The following is a 14,893-nucleotide window of genomic DNA, read 5'->3' on the forward strand; positions in this document are numbered from 1 at the left end:
CCGCCGCCCGGGGATTGCGCCTTCTCCGGGCCTGAAGGCCCCTCGTCGGCGCTGGCCTCCGGCGGGAGTTTTTCTTCCAGGATGAAGGGCCTGACGCGCGATCTTCATCCTGGCAGAAAACTCTCGGGGGATCGCAAAGGGGGCAGACGGCCCCCTTTGCCGGGGGTGCGGGGGCTGGCCCCCGTGGGTCGCCGCGCTTGCGCGGGGATCCTCCGTCAGAGCTCCGACATCGCCGTTTCGAGATCGCCATAGCCGGTGAAGCGCCGCTCGAAGGCGAGGCCGAGGCGCTCCGCGCAGGCCCTTGCCTTGGCGGTCAGGTCCGGGTCTTCGGTTTGCGCCTGGTAGACCAGCGTCGTGTAATTGCCGAAGTACATGTCCCGCAGTTCGGGGTGCCGGTCGAGGCCGAGGGGTTTCGTCACGAAGGCGTCGAACTGGCGGACGAGGAAGTCGGTAAGGTAGAAGGCCGTGATCTCGTCGCGGGCGGCGAAGGCCTCGTTGCCCTCGAAGAAGCTGTAGCAATGCGGCCCCGCGAGCATCTCCACGCCGAGCGCCGCGCAGCGCGCCTGCAGCAGGCCCCCGGTGCCGCAATCGGCGTAGAGTACGAAGATCTCGTCATGGGTCTCGCGCCCCGCCTCGACGGCGCGCGCCACCGCGTCGGGGATCTTCTCGGGGTGGTTGTGGAGGATCGCGGGCAGGCATTGGAGATCGAGATGATCCCAGCCGTTGGCCGCCTTCAGCGCCAGCACCTCGTGCGCGAGCGCGCCGCATCCGATCAGGAGCACGCGGCCCCGTCGCTCGGGCGGAAGCCCCGTGCGGAGGAGTTCCTCGTCGTCGATCCGCATCACCTCCACGCCTCCGCCATGCCGGCCGCCAGTATGCCGCGCGCGGCCCGCGCCGCAAGTTCCGCGCTCATCGCCGGGCGAACCTCGGGCCGAGGACCGCGAGGGCGAGGCCCGCCAGAACGACGACGGCGGCCGCGGCCTCGCCCCGGCTGACGGTTTCGCCAAGGACCAGCGCCGCGACGCTGAGACCCACGACCGGGATCAGCAGCGCGAAGGGCGTGATCGCCGCGGCCGGGTGGCGGGCGAGCAGCGTGCCCCAGATCGAATAGCCGAGCACGGTGGACAGGAGGGCGACATAGACGACCGCGATCCAGCCCTGTGCCGTCAGGGCGGCGATGTCCGCGAAAGGCGCGGGGCCTTCGATCAGGACCGAAAAGCCCAGCATCGGCAGGGGCGGCACGAGGCTCGCCCAGATGAAGAGCGCGGTCATGTCGACCCCCGGCAGACGGCGCAGGACGAGGTTGCCGCAGGCCCATGAGAGCGCGCCGCACAGGACGAGCGATAGGCCGAGGCCGGTCACGTTGCCGCCGCCCGAGATCCCGAAGAATGCAAGGCCCGCGCAGGCGAGCGCGATGCCCGCCGCCTGCACCGGTCGCACGCGCTCTCCGAACAGGAGCGCCGCAAGCACGATGGTCATGGGCGCCTGGCTCTGGATGATGAGCGAGGCGAGGCCTGCCGAAACGTCGGCCTTCATCGCGCTGAAAAGAAAGGCGAATTGCCCGGTGTTGATCAGCAGGCCTATGGCGAGGATCGCGCCCCAGCCGGCGGGTTTGGGGAAAAAGGCGATCAGCGGCAGGAGGATAGCGAAGCGCAGTCCCACGAACAGCAGCGGCGGCAACTCGTCCAGCGCGAAGCGCATCGCGGTGAAGTTCGACCCCCAGGCCAGCACGACCAGGAGCACGAGAGCGAGATCGCGCGGGGGGATCAGCGCAGCCTCGCCACGGGGACGCGGCCCTCTTCGGTCAGGACGAAGGCATCGCGCCCCTCGATGGCCACGGCGGTGACGGGTCCGTCCCAGGCGGCGCCGGTGTCGATGGCGAGCCTGTTGCCATGATGCTCGACCGAGACGACGGGCGTGTGGCCGTGCACGACGAGGGGCCCGTGATCGCCCGGATCGAGCAGGAACCTGTCGCGGATCCAGATCAGGTCGGCCTCGTCCTGTTCTTCCAGGGGCACGCCAGGCCGGATCCCGGCATGGACGAAGAGGCAGTCGCCGGCGAGGTGGGTCAGGGGCAGTCCGGAAAGGAAGACGCGGTGTGCCTCGGGCACGGCCGCGATGGCGTCGTCGTGCAGGCGGCGGGCGGACGTCGTCGCATCGATCCCGTAGGAGGCCAGCGTGGCGCGTCCGCCGATGTTGTCGCCGACATAGCGGCTATCGGACCAGCGGCCGGGTCGGCTTGCCAGAAACTCCACGAACATCGCGTCGTGGTTGCCCTTGAGGATCACGAGGCGCGGATCCTCGGCAGCCGTGGTCCGGAGGTATTCCACGACCCCCGCGCTGTCCGGCCCGCGGTCGACCAGGTCGCCGACATGGACCAGCGGGGCGGCGCCGGTGCCTTCGCGCGCCCGGTCGGCCTCCACGGCGTCATGGGCGGCGCGGAGCTTGTCGAGATGGCCGTGGATGTCGCCGATGGCGTAGATCGTCATGGCCGCGTCATGGCGTAACGGGGGCGTGGAGCGCAAGGGGGCGGTGTCATGCGACGAGCCGCCGGGAGAACATCGCGAGCCGCTCCCCGGTCCTCGCCCAACCGAGGCTCTGCCAGAACCCTTCGGCCATGGGCGTGGGATCGGCGACGACCCAGATCTCGCTGCAGCCCTGCCGCAGGGCCTCCGTGATGCAGGTCTCGACCAGCCGCGTCGCAAGGCGCTGCCGCCGCCATGGCGCGGCGACGCCGATCTCGTTGACCCACCATTGCGGCGGCTTGTCGGGGTGGTGGTAGACGACGCCCGAGCACATGCCGACGGTCAGGTCCCCCTGGATCGCCAGGGCAATGTTCAGGTGCGGTGCGGCGAGGAAAGCGCGCGTCAGTTCGGGATCGACCTGCTCGTCGAAGACATCGGGATGCACCCGCTCGAAGAGCGCTTCGTCCCCGGCCATTGCGAGACGGATGCAAGGAGGCATGCCGCGACTCCCCGTTTGCGAAAGCCACGGGACAGGTCCGCGGCACGGTCGCGTGTCCTGGCCCGTCCCGGGCGTCCGTGAATGACACGGGCGCCCGGATCCCTGCGCCTCAGGCGCCCGCGGCGAGCTGGTTGTGCTTGCGCTTGACGAAATCCTTCGCCGTCTCCACCGCCACGGCGGCGTCGCGGCAATAGGCGTCCGCCCCGATGGCGCGGCCGAATTCCTCGTTCAGGGGGGCGCCGCCCACCAGCACGATGTAGTCGTCGCGGATGCCCTTGTCCTTCAGCGTGTCGATCACGACCTTCATGTAGGGCATCGTCGTGGTCAGAAGCGCCGACATGCCGAGGATGTCCGGCTGCTCGGCCTCGAGCGCGTCGAGATACTTCTCGACGGCGTTGTTGATGCCGAGGTCCACGACCTCGAAGCCCGCGCCCTCCATCATCATCGAGACGAGGTTCTTGCCGATGTCGTGGATGTCGCCCTTGACCGTGCCGATCACCATCTTGCCGATGCGCGGCGCGCCGGTCTCGACCAGCAGCGGCTTCAGGATGGCCATGCCGCCCTTCATGGCGTTGGCGGCCATCAGCACCTCGGGCACGAAGAGGATGCCGTCGCGGAAGTCGTTGCCGACGATGGTCATGCCGCCGACAAGCGCCTTGGTGAGGATGTCGTAGGGGGTCCAGCCGCGCTCGAGCAGGATGTTCACACCCTCCTCGATCTCCTCCTTCATGCCGTCATAGAGGTCGTCGAACATCTGCGCGACGAGTTCCTCGTCATCGAGTTCCGACAGGATGATGTCTTCTTCTTCATCGGACATGGGCGCGTCTCCCGTGATCTGGCTCCGCGCTGCGCGCGTTGGAGCGAAGTGGTAGTGATATGGTGGGAATTCGAATGGCGAATTGCGACATGGGCCATGCGCGGCGCGACCTGCCCTTGCCGATGTTCCGCTTTCGTTCTATTTCTGCGCAATGCATCGAGGTTTCGATCCATCCACGGGCAGGGACGTGGCGCCGCGTGGTCGCGCGGCGCGCTCGAACGAGGCCGGCCGTTTCGAGCGGCACGACCGCGTCGCCGAAGCCGACGGATGGGAGGTGCAGGACCCCGACGCGGTGTCGCCGCCCGCGCTCCGCACCGAGGTGCGCGAGGAGAGGCCGCGCCGCGCGATCACGCGCAACACCTCGCCCGACATCTCCTTCGACCGGTCGGTCAATCCCTACCGGGGCTGCGAGCATGGCTGCATCTACTGTTTCGCGCGTCCGAGCCATGCCTATCTCGGCCTTTCCCCCGGGCTCGACTTCGAGACGAAGCTGATCGCCCGGCCCGATGCGCCGCGCGTGCTGGAGGCCGAGCTTCGGCGGCCGTCCTACCGGCCTGCGACCCTGGCCATCGGCACGAACACCGACCCCTACCAGCCGATCGAGCGCGAGCGCCGGATCATGCGCGGCTGCCTCGAGGTGCTGCAGGGGTTCCGGCATCCGGTGGCGGTGGTGACGAAGGGAACGCTGGTGGAACGCGACGCCGACATCCTGGGCGAGATGGGGCAGGCGGGGCTTGCGCGCCTCGGCATCTCGGTGACGACGCTGGACCCCGACCTCGCACGTCGGATGGAGCCGCGCTGTCCCTCGCCCGCGCGCCGCCTTCGGGCGATCGAGCGGCTCGCCCACGCGGGCTGTCCCGTGCGGGTGATGGTCTCGCCGCTGATCCCGGGGCTGACGGATCACGAACTGGAGGCGATCCTGCAAGCCGCCCGTGACGCCGGGGCGGTCGCGGCGAGCACGATCCCGCTGCGCCTGCCGCGGGAGGTCTCGGGCCTCTGGCAGGACTGGCTCGGCGCGCATTACCCGGCGCGGGTGACCCGTGTCATGGACAAGGTCCGAGACATGCATGGCGGGGCGGACTACGACCCGGCCTGGGGCAGCCGGATGACGGGGCAGGGCATCTGGGCCGACCTGATCCGGGCGCGGTTTCGTCGCGCCACGCGGGCATTGGGCCTTGCCGAACGGCTGCCGCCGCTGCGCACCGACCTCTTCGCACCGCCCCTGGCGCGGGACGGACAACTGAGCCTGTTCTGAGCCCGGGAGAGTTTTGCAAAACTCTCCCCACGCCCTTGGAAGGGCGTTGGCCAAAGCCTTGCAAGGCTTTGGCGCGGCGCACGAGGGAGACGGGCCGCGAAAGCCGTCCAGCGGGCCGCGCCGAGGGCCAGACCCCCGCGGCGCCGGCAGTGCGACGCCTCCGCTCCGCGCGGGTGCCGGGGCGCCGGACAAGGCAGCGGCCTCCAGGCTCGGGACGGGCCGCGTCGTCTCAGTCGAGAAAGCGCACCGGCTGCGCGTTGCAGAACACGACGACCTGCCCGCCATTGACCACCGCGCGATAACCCCGCCGGCGCAGTTCGTGTCGAAAGCGGGGCCAGCCCACGATGCGCTCCACGTCGCGGGCGCTGCGGCGCACCACGCCGCCGCGGATCGCGGAACGGGCCGAGAAGAGATGCACGAGCCACGCCTCGGCCTCCAGGGTGGCGGGACGCGGCGGTGCGATGGAAAAGAGGTCGGCCATGGGCGACAAGCCTGCCCGAATCCGGTTAACGCGATGCTACGGGACAGAAGGATCGGGAGGACGACATGGACTGGAACACGCGCTACGCCGGGCCGGATTTCCTGTTCGGCCGAAAGCCCGCGGCCTTCCTGGTGCGCGAGGCGGATCGACTTCCGCCCGGATCCCGCGTGCTGTGCGTCGCGGACGGAGAAGGGCGGAACTCGGTCCATGTCGCGGGTCTCGGCCATACCGTCACTGCCTTCGACCTCAGTGCGAACGCTGTCGCCAAGGCGCGGCGTCTGGCCGAGGAGGCCGGGGTCGCGGTCGACCTGAACGTCTCGGGTCTCGAGGACTGGGACTGGTCGCAGGAGGTCGATGCCCTGGTCGCGATCTTCATCCAGTTCCTCGCGCCGCCGGCGCGGGCCGAGGCCTTCGCCCGGTTCTCGCGCGCGGTCCGGCCCGGCGGTCTCCTCCTGCTGCATGGATACGCGCCACGACAGGTGGGCTACGGCACGGGCGGGCCGGGCGCGGTCGAGAACATGTACACCCTGCCGATGCTGCAGGACGCCTTCGCCGGCTGGGAGGTGCTCGTCGCCGAGGACTACGATGCCGTCATCGAGGAAGGGGCGGGCCATTCGGGGCGCTCGGGTCTGATCGATTTCGTGGCTCGCAGGCCGGAGGGGCGCTAGGCCGCCGCATGCGCCCGCCTGGGGCGCGGCTTGTGCGACAGGGATGCGCGGCGCGCGGTCAGCCGGCGTCAACCACGCGCACGCCGCCGTCCGCGGCGTTCCCGTGAGGGCGCGCCGCCCTCGGTCCCGTCCGAGCCCGAGGAGAAGCCGCCAAGCTCTGCCGCGATCACCTCGAGCGTCGGCGCCTCGCCGCGCGGCTCGCTTTCGAGCGCGGCCCGCATCGCCCTCAGGTGGTCCGTCTGTGTGCCGCAGCAGCCGCCGATGATCGTGGCACCCGCGTCCCGCGCCAGCACCGCGTACCGCGCCATCAGCTCCGGTGTGCCGTCATAGTGGATGTGCCCGTCGACGTATTTCGGGATGCCCGCATTGCCCTTGGCGATCACCGGCCGCTCGGTCCCGGCGGCGCGGAAACCCAGCACCGTGCGCAGGAGATCCGAGGCGCCGACCCCGCAATTCGCGCCGAAAGCCAGCGGCGGCGGGTCGAGCGTTTCCACGAGATGCGCGAGATCGGCGGAGGTGAAGCCCATCATCGTCCGGCCCGCCGTGTCGAAGCTCATCGTCCCGCACCAGGGCATGCCGGCGAGCCGTGCCGCCTCGGCGGCCGCCTTGTATTCCTCGGGGGCGGAGATCGTCTCGACCCAGAGCACGTCGGCGCCCCCGGCCTTGAGGCCCTCGGCCTGCTCGTGGAACATCTCGACCGCGCGCTCGTGGGTCAGGGGGCCCATCGGCGCCATGATCTCGCCCGTGGGCCCCATGGAGCCCGCGACGACCACGGTGCGGCCCGACGCATCGGCCACCTCGCGCCCGATCTCGGCGGCGAGCTTGTTCAGCTCGAAGACCCGCGACTGCGCGTCATGGAGCTTCAGCCGCGCGGCGGTGCCGCCGAAGGAGTTCGTGAGAAACAGGTCCGAGCCCGCATCCACCGCGCCCTTGTAGAGCGTCGCGATCCGGTCGGGATGGTCGACGTTCCAGAGCTCGGGCGCGTCCCCCGATTGCAGCCCCATGTTGAAAAGCGTCGTTCCCGTCGCGCCGTCGGCGAGGATCCAGTCGCGCTCGGCGAGCAGGGCGGAAAGGGCGTTCGTCATCTGCGGCTCCGTTCGGGGCAGGGTGGGGCGTGGATGCCCCGCATCGCGTCCCATGTGACGCCTCGCCGGCAAAGGGGCAAGGTGGAAATCCTGCATGTTGGTCATGAGGCGGGCTCAAGTTGTGCGGGGAGGGGTGGCCACAAAACTGGCCAAATGCAGTGCCAATCAAGGGTTATGAAAGCAGAAACGACCTTCGCGACCCGCCTGGATGCTCCGCTCGCCCTTTTCGTGGATGGCGAGAACCTGTCGCACGTCCATGCCGATACGATCATCGATCAGGCCGGGCGTCTCGGACCTCGCGCCATCCGCCGCGTCTACGGGGCCGCGGCGAGAGTCGCGAAGTGGAGCGAGCAAGGGACCTTCCGCATCGTGGATTGCGGTTCGGGAAAGAACGGCGCGGATGTCATGCTGGCGCTTGAAGCCTTGGAAGCGGTTCTCCTTGCGGGCTTTCGTCATGTTGCCATCGCCAGTTCCGACGGGGACTTCACGCCGCTGGCCCTCAAGCTTGCCGAGCACGGCGTGCGCGTGACCGGGATCGGCGAAGCCAAGGCGCCCGAGGCGTTCCGGAAGGCCTGCGCGCGCTTCGTCGTTCTGCCAGAGGGCACCCCTCCGAAAACACCGTCATCGCCAGCGCCGATCGACCCCAAGAAGATCGAACGTTGGCTGGAAACCGAGATCGGGCAGGCCAGTGAGCAGAAGATGTCGCTTCAGGCACTCGGATCGCGGATGGCGCAGAAATACGGGGTTACCAAGGCGCAGCTACCGGTCGCCGATTGGGTGACGTTCCTCAGGCAGCTGGAGCGCTTTGAACTGGTCGAAACCGACGGCCACGGCAGAATTGTCATGTTCGCGAAGAAAAGGCCCCCGGGCGACGGGGGCCTCACGGTCATCGACTAGTCGGGTTGATCCGGCCCTGGCTCAGGCCTCGTCCATCAGCTGGCTCTTGGCCACCGCCAGAAGCTCGTCGTATTTCTTGCGCACCTCGGTCTCGGAGACCCGGTCGCCGAGGTCGCCCAGGACCTTTCGCATCACGTCCTCGTGGCCGGCTTCCTCGAAATCCGCCTTGACCACGGCCTTGGCGTATTCGGCGGCCTCGTCCCCGGTCTTGCCGAGGATCTCGGCGACCCAGAGGCCCATCAGCTTGTTGCGGCGCGCCTCGGCCCGGAACATCATTTCCTGGTCGTGGGCGAACTTGTTCTCGAAGGCGTTCTCGCGATCGTCGAAGGTGGTCATCGGGATCTCCGTCTCGAAAGTCTTGCGGTCGGACCAGACCTTACGGCCCCGCGCAAGGGGGCCGCAAGGCGCGATCGACGGCCCGCCTTGCGACACAGCGCGCTTTGGCCTATAGCCTCGCGCATCGACAAGGGGCGTCGCCGACGCCCCGTCTACCCGTTTCCGGAGAGCACATGGCACGCCGCAAGAAGGTCTACGAGGGCAAGGCCAAGATCCTCTATGAAGGTCCCGAGCCCGGCACGCTGGTGCAGTATTTCAAGGACGATGCCACGGCATTCAACGCCGAGAAACGCGCCACGATCGAAGGCAAGGGCGTCCTGAACAACCGCCTGTCGGAGTTCTTCATGACGGGGTTGAACGCCATCGGCGTGCCGACCCACTTCATTCGCCGCATCAACATGCGCGAGCAGCTGATCCGCGCGGTCGAGATCATCCCGCTGGAAGTCGTGGTGCGCAACGTTGCGGCCGGCTCCATCTCCAAGCGCCTCGGGATCGAGGAAGGCACGCCGCTGCCGCGCCCGATCGTCGAATTCTACTTCAAGAACGACGAGTTGGGCGATCCCCTGGTGGCCGAGGAGCATATCCTCGCCTTCGGCTGGGCCGCGCAGCAGGACCTCGACGACATGGTGTCGCTCGCGCTCAGGGTGAACGATTTCCTGTCGGGGCTGTTCCTCGGCGTCGGCATCCGCCTGGTCGATTTCAAGATCGAGATCGGCCGGATCTGGGACGGCGACTACATGCGCCTGATCGTCGCCGACGAGATCAGCCCCGATTCGTGCCGCCTGTGGGACATCGAGACGGGCAAGAAGCTCGACAAGGACGTGTTCCGGCGCGACCTCGGCAATCTCGCCGATGCCTATACCGAGGTTGCGCGGCGCCTGGGCGTGATGCCGCAGGGGCCGACCGGCGTGACCAAGCCCACCCTCATCAACTAGGGCCGGGCGCGGACTTGCGTATTTGAAGAAAGATGAAGGACAGGGTGCGATGAAGGCCACCGTGACCGTGATGCTGAAGCAGGGCGTTCTCGACCCGCAGGGCGAGGCGGTGAAATCGGCGCTCGGCGCCATGGGGTTCGCCGGTGTCGAGGGCGTTCGGCAGGGCAAGGTCATCGAGCTCGACCTAGCGCCGGGCACGACCGAGGCGCAGGTGACCGAGATGTGCGAGAAGCTGCTCGCCAATACCGTCATCGAGAGCTACCGGGTGGAGATGGCCTGATGCGGGCGGCCCGGCTCACGGGCTGGCGTCAGCCGCTCGAGGTGGGCGAGGTCGCCGATCCGTCCTGCCCGCGCGACGGGGTCGTCGTGGAGGTGCTGGCCTGTGGCATATGCCGGTCGGACTGGCACGCCTGGACCGGGGCGGACCCGGTGCCGCTTCCGCATGTGCCCGGGCACGAATATTGCGGCGTCGTGGTCGAGGCGGGACCGGAGGTCCGCTCCTGGGCGGCGGGCGACCGGGTGATCGCGCCCTTCATCCTGGCCTGCGGCACCTGCGGCGACTGCCGGTCGGGCAACCAGACGATCTGCGCAAGCCAGGTGGTGCCGGGCTTCACCTGCGACGGGGCCTTCGCGAGCCACGTGGCCGTGGCCCATGCCGACGCCAACCTCACGCGCCTGCCCGAGGGGATGGATCCCGCACTCGCCGCGGCCCTTGGGTGCCGGGTGACGACGGCGTGGCACGCCCTGACCGGGCGCGCGGCGCTCCGGCCCGGCGAGTGGCTGGGTGTCTGGGGCGGCGGCGGCATCGGGACCGCGGCGCTGATGCTGGCGCGCGCCATGGGGGCGCGCGTGGCGCTGGCCGATGTCGTTCCGGAGAAGCTCGCGCAGGCGCGCGCGCTCGGAGCGGAGGCGGTGATCGATGCGCGCGGCGACGATCCCGCGGGTGCGATGCGGGCCGTGACAGGCGGCGGTGTCCATGTCGCCGTGGAGGCGCTGGGTTTTCCCGAGACGACCGCCAACGCGCTGCGATCGCTCAGAAAGCTCGGGCGCATGGTGCAGGTCGGCATGCCGGCGGGTGAGCATCTGAACATGACGCTGCCCTGGGACGCGGTCTATTCCGGACAGCTTGCCATCTACGGCACGCGGGGGATGCCCGCCCACCGCTATCCCTCGCTCCTCGATTTCCTCGCCGCCACCGGCCTCGACCTCTCGCCGATGATCGCGCGCCGCGTGCGGCTGTCGGACGCTTCGGCCGAGCTTGCCCTGTTCGACGGGCCCGCGCCGCCGGGCGTCGCCGTCATCACCGATTTCGCCGCCTGAAAGGATCAGACCGATGAAAGCCGCCGTCCTCGTCTTCCCCGGATCCAATTGCGACCGCGACCTCGCCGTGGCCTTCCGCGCCGCGGGCTTCGACACGGCGATGGTCTGGCACAAGGAGACGGAGCTGCCCGCGGGTCTCGACGTCATCGGCGTGCCGGGGGGCTTTTCCTACGGCGACTACCTGCGCTGCGGCGCGATCGCGGCGCAATCGCCGATCATGCGCGCCGTGGCGGGTTTTGCCGGGCGGGGCGGTCATGTGCTCGGCATCTGCAACGGCTTCCAGGTCCTGTGCGAGACGCGGCTTTTGCCGGGCGTGCTGATGCGCAACGCGGGGCTGAAGTTCGTCTGCCGGATGCAGGGCCTGCGGGTGGCCACGACCGACAGCCCCTTCACCAGCGCCTACCAGCCGGGGCAGGAAATCGACGTGCCGATCGCGCACCACGACGGCAACTACCAGATCGACGCCGAGGGGCTTGCGCAACTCCGGGACGAGGACCGCATCGCCTTCAGCTATGTCGGCAACCCCAATGGGTCGGTCGGCGATATCGCGGGCGTCCTGTCGGCAAACAGGCGGGTTCTGGGGCTCATGCCGCACCCCGAGCGGGTGGTGGATGCGGCCCATGGCGGCACCGACGGTGCGCCGCTGTTCGCGTCGCTCGCCGCCGCGTTCGTCGCGGCCTGACTTGAGCGGGCCCCGCGCCGCGCATAGTCTGCGCACATGAGCGCGACCGACACCAGGCGCGGCCCGACTGCCGTGGCGCGCCGCGACAGCCAGGAGCCGAAGCGGCGCAGGACATGGGTCCTGCGCATCACCATGGTGCTGTTCCTCGGCATCGCGGTCGCGGTGATCTGGATCTCGAACATCTGGCTGACGGACCGCTTCACCGAGAGCACGCGCAACCGCTCGGAGCTGCGCCTCGCGCTCTACTCGGGCTCCATCATGTCGGAGCTGCAGCGCCATTCGGTCGTGCCGCTCCTGCTGTCGCGCGATCCTGTGCTGATCCGCTCGCTCGAGCAGGACGACTTCACCAGCACCTCGCAGCGCCTGATCTCCTATGTCGAGGAAATCGGCGCGGCGTCGATCATCCTGCTGAGCCGCGAGGGCCGCGTGGTGGCCGCGACCGACCGGCAGAGAATCTCGGAGCTGCGCTCCTCCGATCCTTTTTTCGTTGAGGCCCTGCGCTCTCCGGACACGGTATTCACCTCGAACGAGCCCGAGACTGGGCGCTTCGATTTCACCTTCTCGCGGCGCATCGAGGTGGAGAACCGGCTTCTCGGCGTGATCCTCGTGGAGGTGGATCTTGCGCGGATCGTGGACCAGTGGCGCGGCACGACCGAGGCGGTGTTCCTCACCAATTCCACCGGCGAGATCATCCTGTCGACCGAGCCGCGCTGGCGCGGACGGACGGAGGAGGAAGCGCTCGAGCTCGAACCTGCGCCCTCGGCCATCGAACGCGCGATCGAGGCGACGGGCAACTGGGCCTTCGGCGACCAGGCGGCCATGTTCTTCGGCGCCGAGACGATCCGGCTCGAGGCGCGCATCCCGTTCCGCGGATGGCGCATCGTCAGCTACACCGCCTATGCCTCCGTGCGGGAGCGCGTGAACGGCGTTCTGGCACTCGAGATCATGGGATTCGCGCTGCTGCTGGCGGGCGGTTTCTACGTTCTGAGCCGCCGGGAGCGGTTGAAGTCCGCGGTGCTCTTGCGGGAGTCGGCGGAGCTTCGCCGGCTAAACGCCCGCCTGCAGCGGGAAATCGCCGAGCGCCAGAAGGCCGAGAAGAACCTCGAGGAGGCCGAGCAGAGCCTCGCCCAGAGCCAGAAGCTGGCCGCGCTCGGCGAGATGTCGGCGGCGGTCAGTCACGAGCTGAACCAGCCGCTCGCGGCGATGAAGACATACCTCGCAGGGGCCCGCCTCCTGCTGCAGCGGCGGCGCTTCGAGGAGGCGGGATCGTCCTTCCAGCGCATCGACGACCTGATCGAGCGGATGGGGGCGATCACCCGGCAGCTGAAGTCCTATGCCCGAAAGGGCGGAGACGCGTTCGAACCCGTTGATCTGCGCGACGCGCTGAAGGGGGCGATCACGATGATGGAGCCGCAACTGAGGACCATGAAGGTCGAGATCGACCAGAGCCTGCCGCGCCGTCCGGTGATGGTGCTGGCCGACCGTCTCCGGCTGGAGCAGGTCATCATCAACCTCCTTCGGAACGCCCTCGACGCGGTCAAGGAGATCGAGCCGCGCGAGATCGACCTCATCATCGCCGAAGGGGACGAGGCGGTCCTGACGGTGCGCGACAACGGACAAGGGATCGAGGATCTGGAGAACCTCTTCGAGCCGTTCTTCACCACCAAGAAGCCCGGCGACGGCGTCGGGCTGGGGCTTGCCATTTCGTCGGGGATCGTGTCCGACCTCGGGGGGCGGCTGACCGCGCGCAACGGCGAGACCTGCGGCGCGGTCTTCGAGATACGGCTGCCGCTGTTAGCTGCGGGCGATGCACGGCCCGGCGGGCAGGCGGCGGAATGACCATGGAAGGGATGTCGCGATGAAGGTTGCGATCGTTGACGACGAACAGGACATGCGCCAGTCGATCAGCCAGTGGCTGACGCTGTCGGGCTTCGAGACCGAGACCTACGCCTCGGCCGAGGACGCGCTGAAGTCGATCGGGTCCGACTTCGGCGGTGTCGTGGTCACGGACGTGAAGATGCCCGGCATGGATGGCGTCACCTTCCTCAAGCGGCTGATGGCCCAGGACAGCGGTCTACCCGTCATCCTCATCACCGGCCACGGCGACGTCCCGATGGCCGTCGAGGCGATGCGCATCGGCGCCTACGACTTCCTGGAGAAGCCGTTCAACCCCGACCGGATGACCGAACTCGCCAAGAAGGCAAGCCAGCAGCGGCGCATGACGCTCGACAACCGGGCGCTCCGGCGCGAGTTGTCTGATGGCAAGGCGGTGATGAAGAAGCTCATCGGCTCCTCGCCCGAGATGGAGCGGCTGCGCGAGGATATCCTCGATCTCGGCCAGGCCGACGGCCATGTGCTGATCGACGGCGAGACCGGGACCGGCAAGACGCTGGTCGCCCACGCGCTCCATGCGGTGGGCCCGCGCGCTTCGAAGAAGTTCATCTCGATTTCCTGTTCGGCCTGGAGCGAGGAGCATCTCGCCCAGAAACTGTTCGGTCCCGACCCGAACGATGCGCTGCCGCTGGTCGAGGAGGCCCGCGGCGGGACGCTGTGCCTGGAGGACATCGAGGCGCTGCCGAACGCGCTGCAGGCCCGGCTCCTGACCTTCATCAACGAGCAGGAGACGCCGCCGCAAACGCGGATCATCGCCATCTGCAACGAACACACTCAGGGAAAGACGCTCGAGGACTCGCTCCGGCCCGACCTGTTCTTCCGGCTCTCGGCGATGACGATCATCTGCCCGCCCTTGCGCGCACGCGGCGAGGATATCCTGACGCTTTTCAACCGGATGTCCGAGACCTTCGCCGAGGAATACGGATGCGACGCGCCGCAGGTGACCGCGCAGGAGGCCGCGCAGCTTCTGCAGGCGCCCTGGCCCGGCAACGTTCGCCAGCTCGTCAACATCGCCGAGCGCGCGGTCCTGCAGAACCGCCGCGGCTCGGGCTCGATCACGTCGCTCCTGATGGCCGACAACGAGGCCACCGGCCCGACGATGACGACCGAGGGCAAGCCCCTGAAGGAATACGTCGAGGCCTTCGAGCGCATGCTGATCGACAACACGATGCGGCGACACAAGGGCTCGATCTCGGCGGTGATGGACGAGCTCTGCCTGCCGCGCCGGACGCTGAACGAGAAGATGGCGAAGTACGGGCTGAGCCGCTCGGACTATCTGTGAGGGTGCGATGAGCAACGTCTTTGCCTGGGTCACGAGCGCGCTGATCGTCTCGGGGATCGGCGCCGCGGGGTGGGTTTTGTCGCAAAGCCTTGTCGTTGCCCTTCTGGCCGCGCTGGTGGCTGCCTCCTTCGTGCGTCCCGGCCGCGCCTGAGGCGCCCGTCGCGGGCAACCGTTCCGGGACGCGGTTCTGGGGCCGTTCCGGCCCCCGGCCTTGCCGTAAGCGCACGAAGGCCATTGTCAATTGCACGCGGCTGACCTTAATGTGACGGAACCGGCAT

The 14,893-nt window shown here is 68.6% G+C and carries 18 protein-coding genes; 10 read left to right on the forward strand and 8 right to left on the reverse strand.

All coding sequences use genetic code 11. The features are described 5' to 3' along the window. Positions 1 to 215 precede the first annotated feature (215 nt). From N8I71_RS02715 to N8I71_RS02735, 5 genes are all read right to left on the reverse strand, one after another. The gene (locus tag N8I71_RS02715) at positions 216 to 842 is read right to left on the reverse strand and encodes a DUF1638 domain-containing protein (protein WP_262876392.1); all 627 of its coding nucleotides are present in this window, start codon (positions 840 to 842) and stop codon (positions 216 to 218) included. Between the two features lie 67 nt (positions 843 to 909). Further along, positions 910 to 1,743 carry an EamA family transporter gene (locus N8I71_RS02720; protein ID WP_262876393.1) on the reverse strand — a complete coding sequence of 278 codons (834 nt, stop codon included), beginning with the start codon at positions 1,741 to 1,743 and terminating at the stop codon, positions 910 to 912. A gap of 23 nt (positions 1,744 to 1,766) precedes the next feature. Continuing rightward, positions 1,767 to 2,489 (reverse strand): metallophosphoesterase family protein, encoded by a 723-nt coding sequence (locus N8I71_RS02725; protein ID WP_262876394.1) that lies wholly within the window; start codon positions 2,487 to 2,489, stop codon positions 1,767 to 1,769. 46 nt (positions 2,490 to 2,535) lie between these two features. Beyond that, the gene (locus N8I71_RS02730) at positions 2,536 to 2,940 is read right to left on the reverse strand and encodes a GNAT family N-acetyltransferase (protein ID WP_262876395.1); all 405 of its coding nucleotides are present in this window, start codon (positions 2,938 to 2,940) and stop codon (positions 2,536 to 2,538) included. A 133-nt stretch (positions 2,941 to 3,073) separates the two neighbouring features. Further along, complete coding sequence (locus N8I71_RS02735; protein ID WP_262876396.1) at positions 3,074 to 3,781, reverse strand: corrinoid protein; 708 nt, start codon at positions 3,779 to 3,781, stop codon at positions 3,074 to 3,076. A 151-nt stretch (positions 3,782 to 3,932) separates the two neighbouring features. Here N8I71_RS02735 and N8I71_RS02740 point away from each other — a divergent pair, with 151 nt between their 5' ends. Then, positions 3,933 to 5,036, forward strand: coding sequence for a PA0069 family radical SAM protein (locus tag N8I71_RS02740; RefSeq protein WP_262876397.1), 1,104 nt, complete (start codon positions 3,933 to 3,935; stop codon positions 5,034 to 5,036). A 229-nt stretch (positions 5,037 to 5,265) separates the two neighbouring features. Here the strand turns inward: N8I71_RS02740 and N8I71_RS02745 are convergent, their stop codons facing one another. After that, positions 5,266 to 5,517: an N-(5'-phosphoribosyl)anthranilate isomerase gene (locus N8I71_RS02745; protein WP_262876398.1), complete on the reverse strand. Its 252-nt coding sequence runs from the start codon at positions 5,515 to 5,517 to the stop codon at positions 5,266 to 5,268. 65 nt (positions 5,518 to 5,582) lie between these two features. Here N8I71_RS02745 and N8I71_RS02750 point away from each other — a divergent pair, with 65 nt between their 5' ends. After that, entirely contained in the window at positions 5,583 to 6,185 is a 603-nt protein-coding gene (locus N8I71_RS02750) for an SAM-dependent methyltransferase (RefSeq protein ID WP_262876399.1), read from the forward strand. 68 nt (positions 6,186 to 6,253) lie between these two features. On the opposite strand, the gene bmt is transcribed toward N8I71_RS02750, so the two are convergent. Next, complete coding sequence (gene bmt / locus N8I71_RS02755; RefSeq protein WP_262876400.1) at positions 6,254 to 7,270, reverse strand: betaine--homocysteine S-methyltransferase; 1,017 nt, start codon at positions 7,268 to 7,270, stop codon at positions 6,254 to 6,256. 228 nt (positions 7,271 to 7,498) lie between these two features. On the opposite strand from bmt, the gene N8I71_RS02760 reads away from it, so the two are divergent. Beyond that, positions 7,499 to 8,167 (forward strand): NYN domain-containing protein, encoded by a 669-nt coding sequence (locus N8I71_RS02760; RefSeq protein ID WP_262876401.1) that lies wholly within the window; start codon positions 7,499 to 7,501, stop codon positions 8,165 to 8,167. A gap of 21 nt (positions 8,168 to 8,188) precedes the next feature. Here the strand turns inward: N8I71_RS02760 and N8I71_RS02765 are convergent, their stop codons facing one another. Beyond that, on the reverse strand, positions 8,189 to 8,503 hold the full coding sequence (locus tag N8I71_RS02765; protein ID WP_262876402.1) for a DUF1476 domain-containing protein: 315 nt from the start codon (positions 8,501 to 8,503) through the stop codon (positions 8,189 to 8,191). A 173-nt stretch (positions 8,504 to 8,676) separates the two neighbouring features. Here N8I71_RS02765 and purC point away from each other — a divergent pair, with 173 nt between their 5' ends. The 7 genes from purC (at position 8,677) to N8I71_RS02800 (ending at position 14,766) form a co-directional block, all read left to right on the forward strand. After that, complete coding sequence (purC, locus tag N8I71_RS02770; protein WP_262876403.1) at positions 8,677 to 9,438, forward strand: phosphoribosylaminoimidazolesuccinocarboxamide synthase; 762 nt, start codon at positions 8,677 to 8,679, stop codon at positions 9,436 to 9,438. Between the two features lie 49 nt (positions 9,439 to 9,487). Then, positions 9,488 to 9,718: a phosphoribosylformylglycinamidine synthase subunit PurS gene (gene purS, locus N8I71_RS02775; protein ID WP_262876404.1), complete on the forward strand. Its 231-nt coding sequence runs from the start codon at positions 9,488 to 9,490 to the stop codon at positions 9,716 to 9,718. Further along, entirely contained in the window at positions 9,718 to 10,758 is a 1,041-nt protein-coding gene (locus tag N8I71_RS02780; protein WP_262876405.1) for a zinc-binding dehydrogenase, read from the forward strand. The genes purS and N8I71_RS02780 overlap by 1 nt, the downstream gene beginning before the upstream one ends. A gap of 13 nt (positions 10,759 to 10,771) precedes the next feature. After that, positions 10,772 to 11,440, forward strand: coding sequence for a phosphoribosylformylglycinamidine synthase subunit PurQ (purQ, locus tag N8I71_RS02785; RefSeq protein WP_262876406.1), 669 nt, complete (start codon positions 10,772 to 10,774; stop codon positions 11,438 to 11,440). A gap of 132 nt (positions 11,441 to 11,572) precedes the next feature. Then, positions 11,573 to 13,279, forward strand: coding sequence for a sensor histidine kinase (locus N8I71_RS02790; protein ID WP_262876817.1), 1,707 nt, complete (start codon positions 11,573 to 11,575; stop codon positions 13,277 to 13,279). Between the two features lie 19 nt (positions 13,280 to 13,298). Beyond that, complete coding sequence (locus N8I71_RS02795; protein ID WP_262876407.1) at positions 13,299 to 14,615, forward strand: sigma-54-dependent transcriptional regulator; 1,317 nt, start codon at positions 13,299 to 13,301, stop codon at positions 14,613 to 14,615. A gap of 7 nt (positions 14,616 to 14,622) precedes the next feature. Then, positions 14,623 to 14,766 (forward strand): hypothetical protein, encoded by a 144-nt coding sequence (locus N8I71_RS02800; RefSeq protein WP_262876408.1) that lies wholly within the window; start codon positions 14,623 to 14,625, stop codon positions 14,764 to 14,766. Positions 14,767 to 14,893 lie beyond the last annotated feature (127 nt).

It is taken from the genome of Roseicyclus sediminis, from assembly GCF_025515305.1.
GTDB lineage: Bacteria > Pseudomonadota > Alphaproteobacteria > Rhodobacterales > Rhodobacteraceae > Roseibacterium > Roseibacterium sediminis.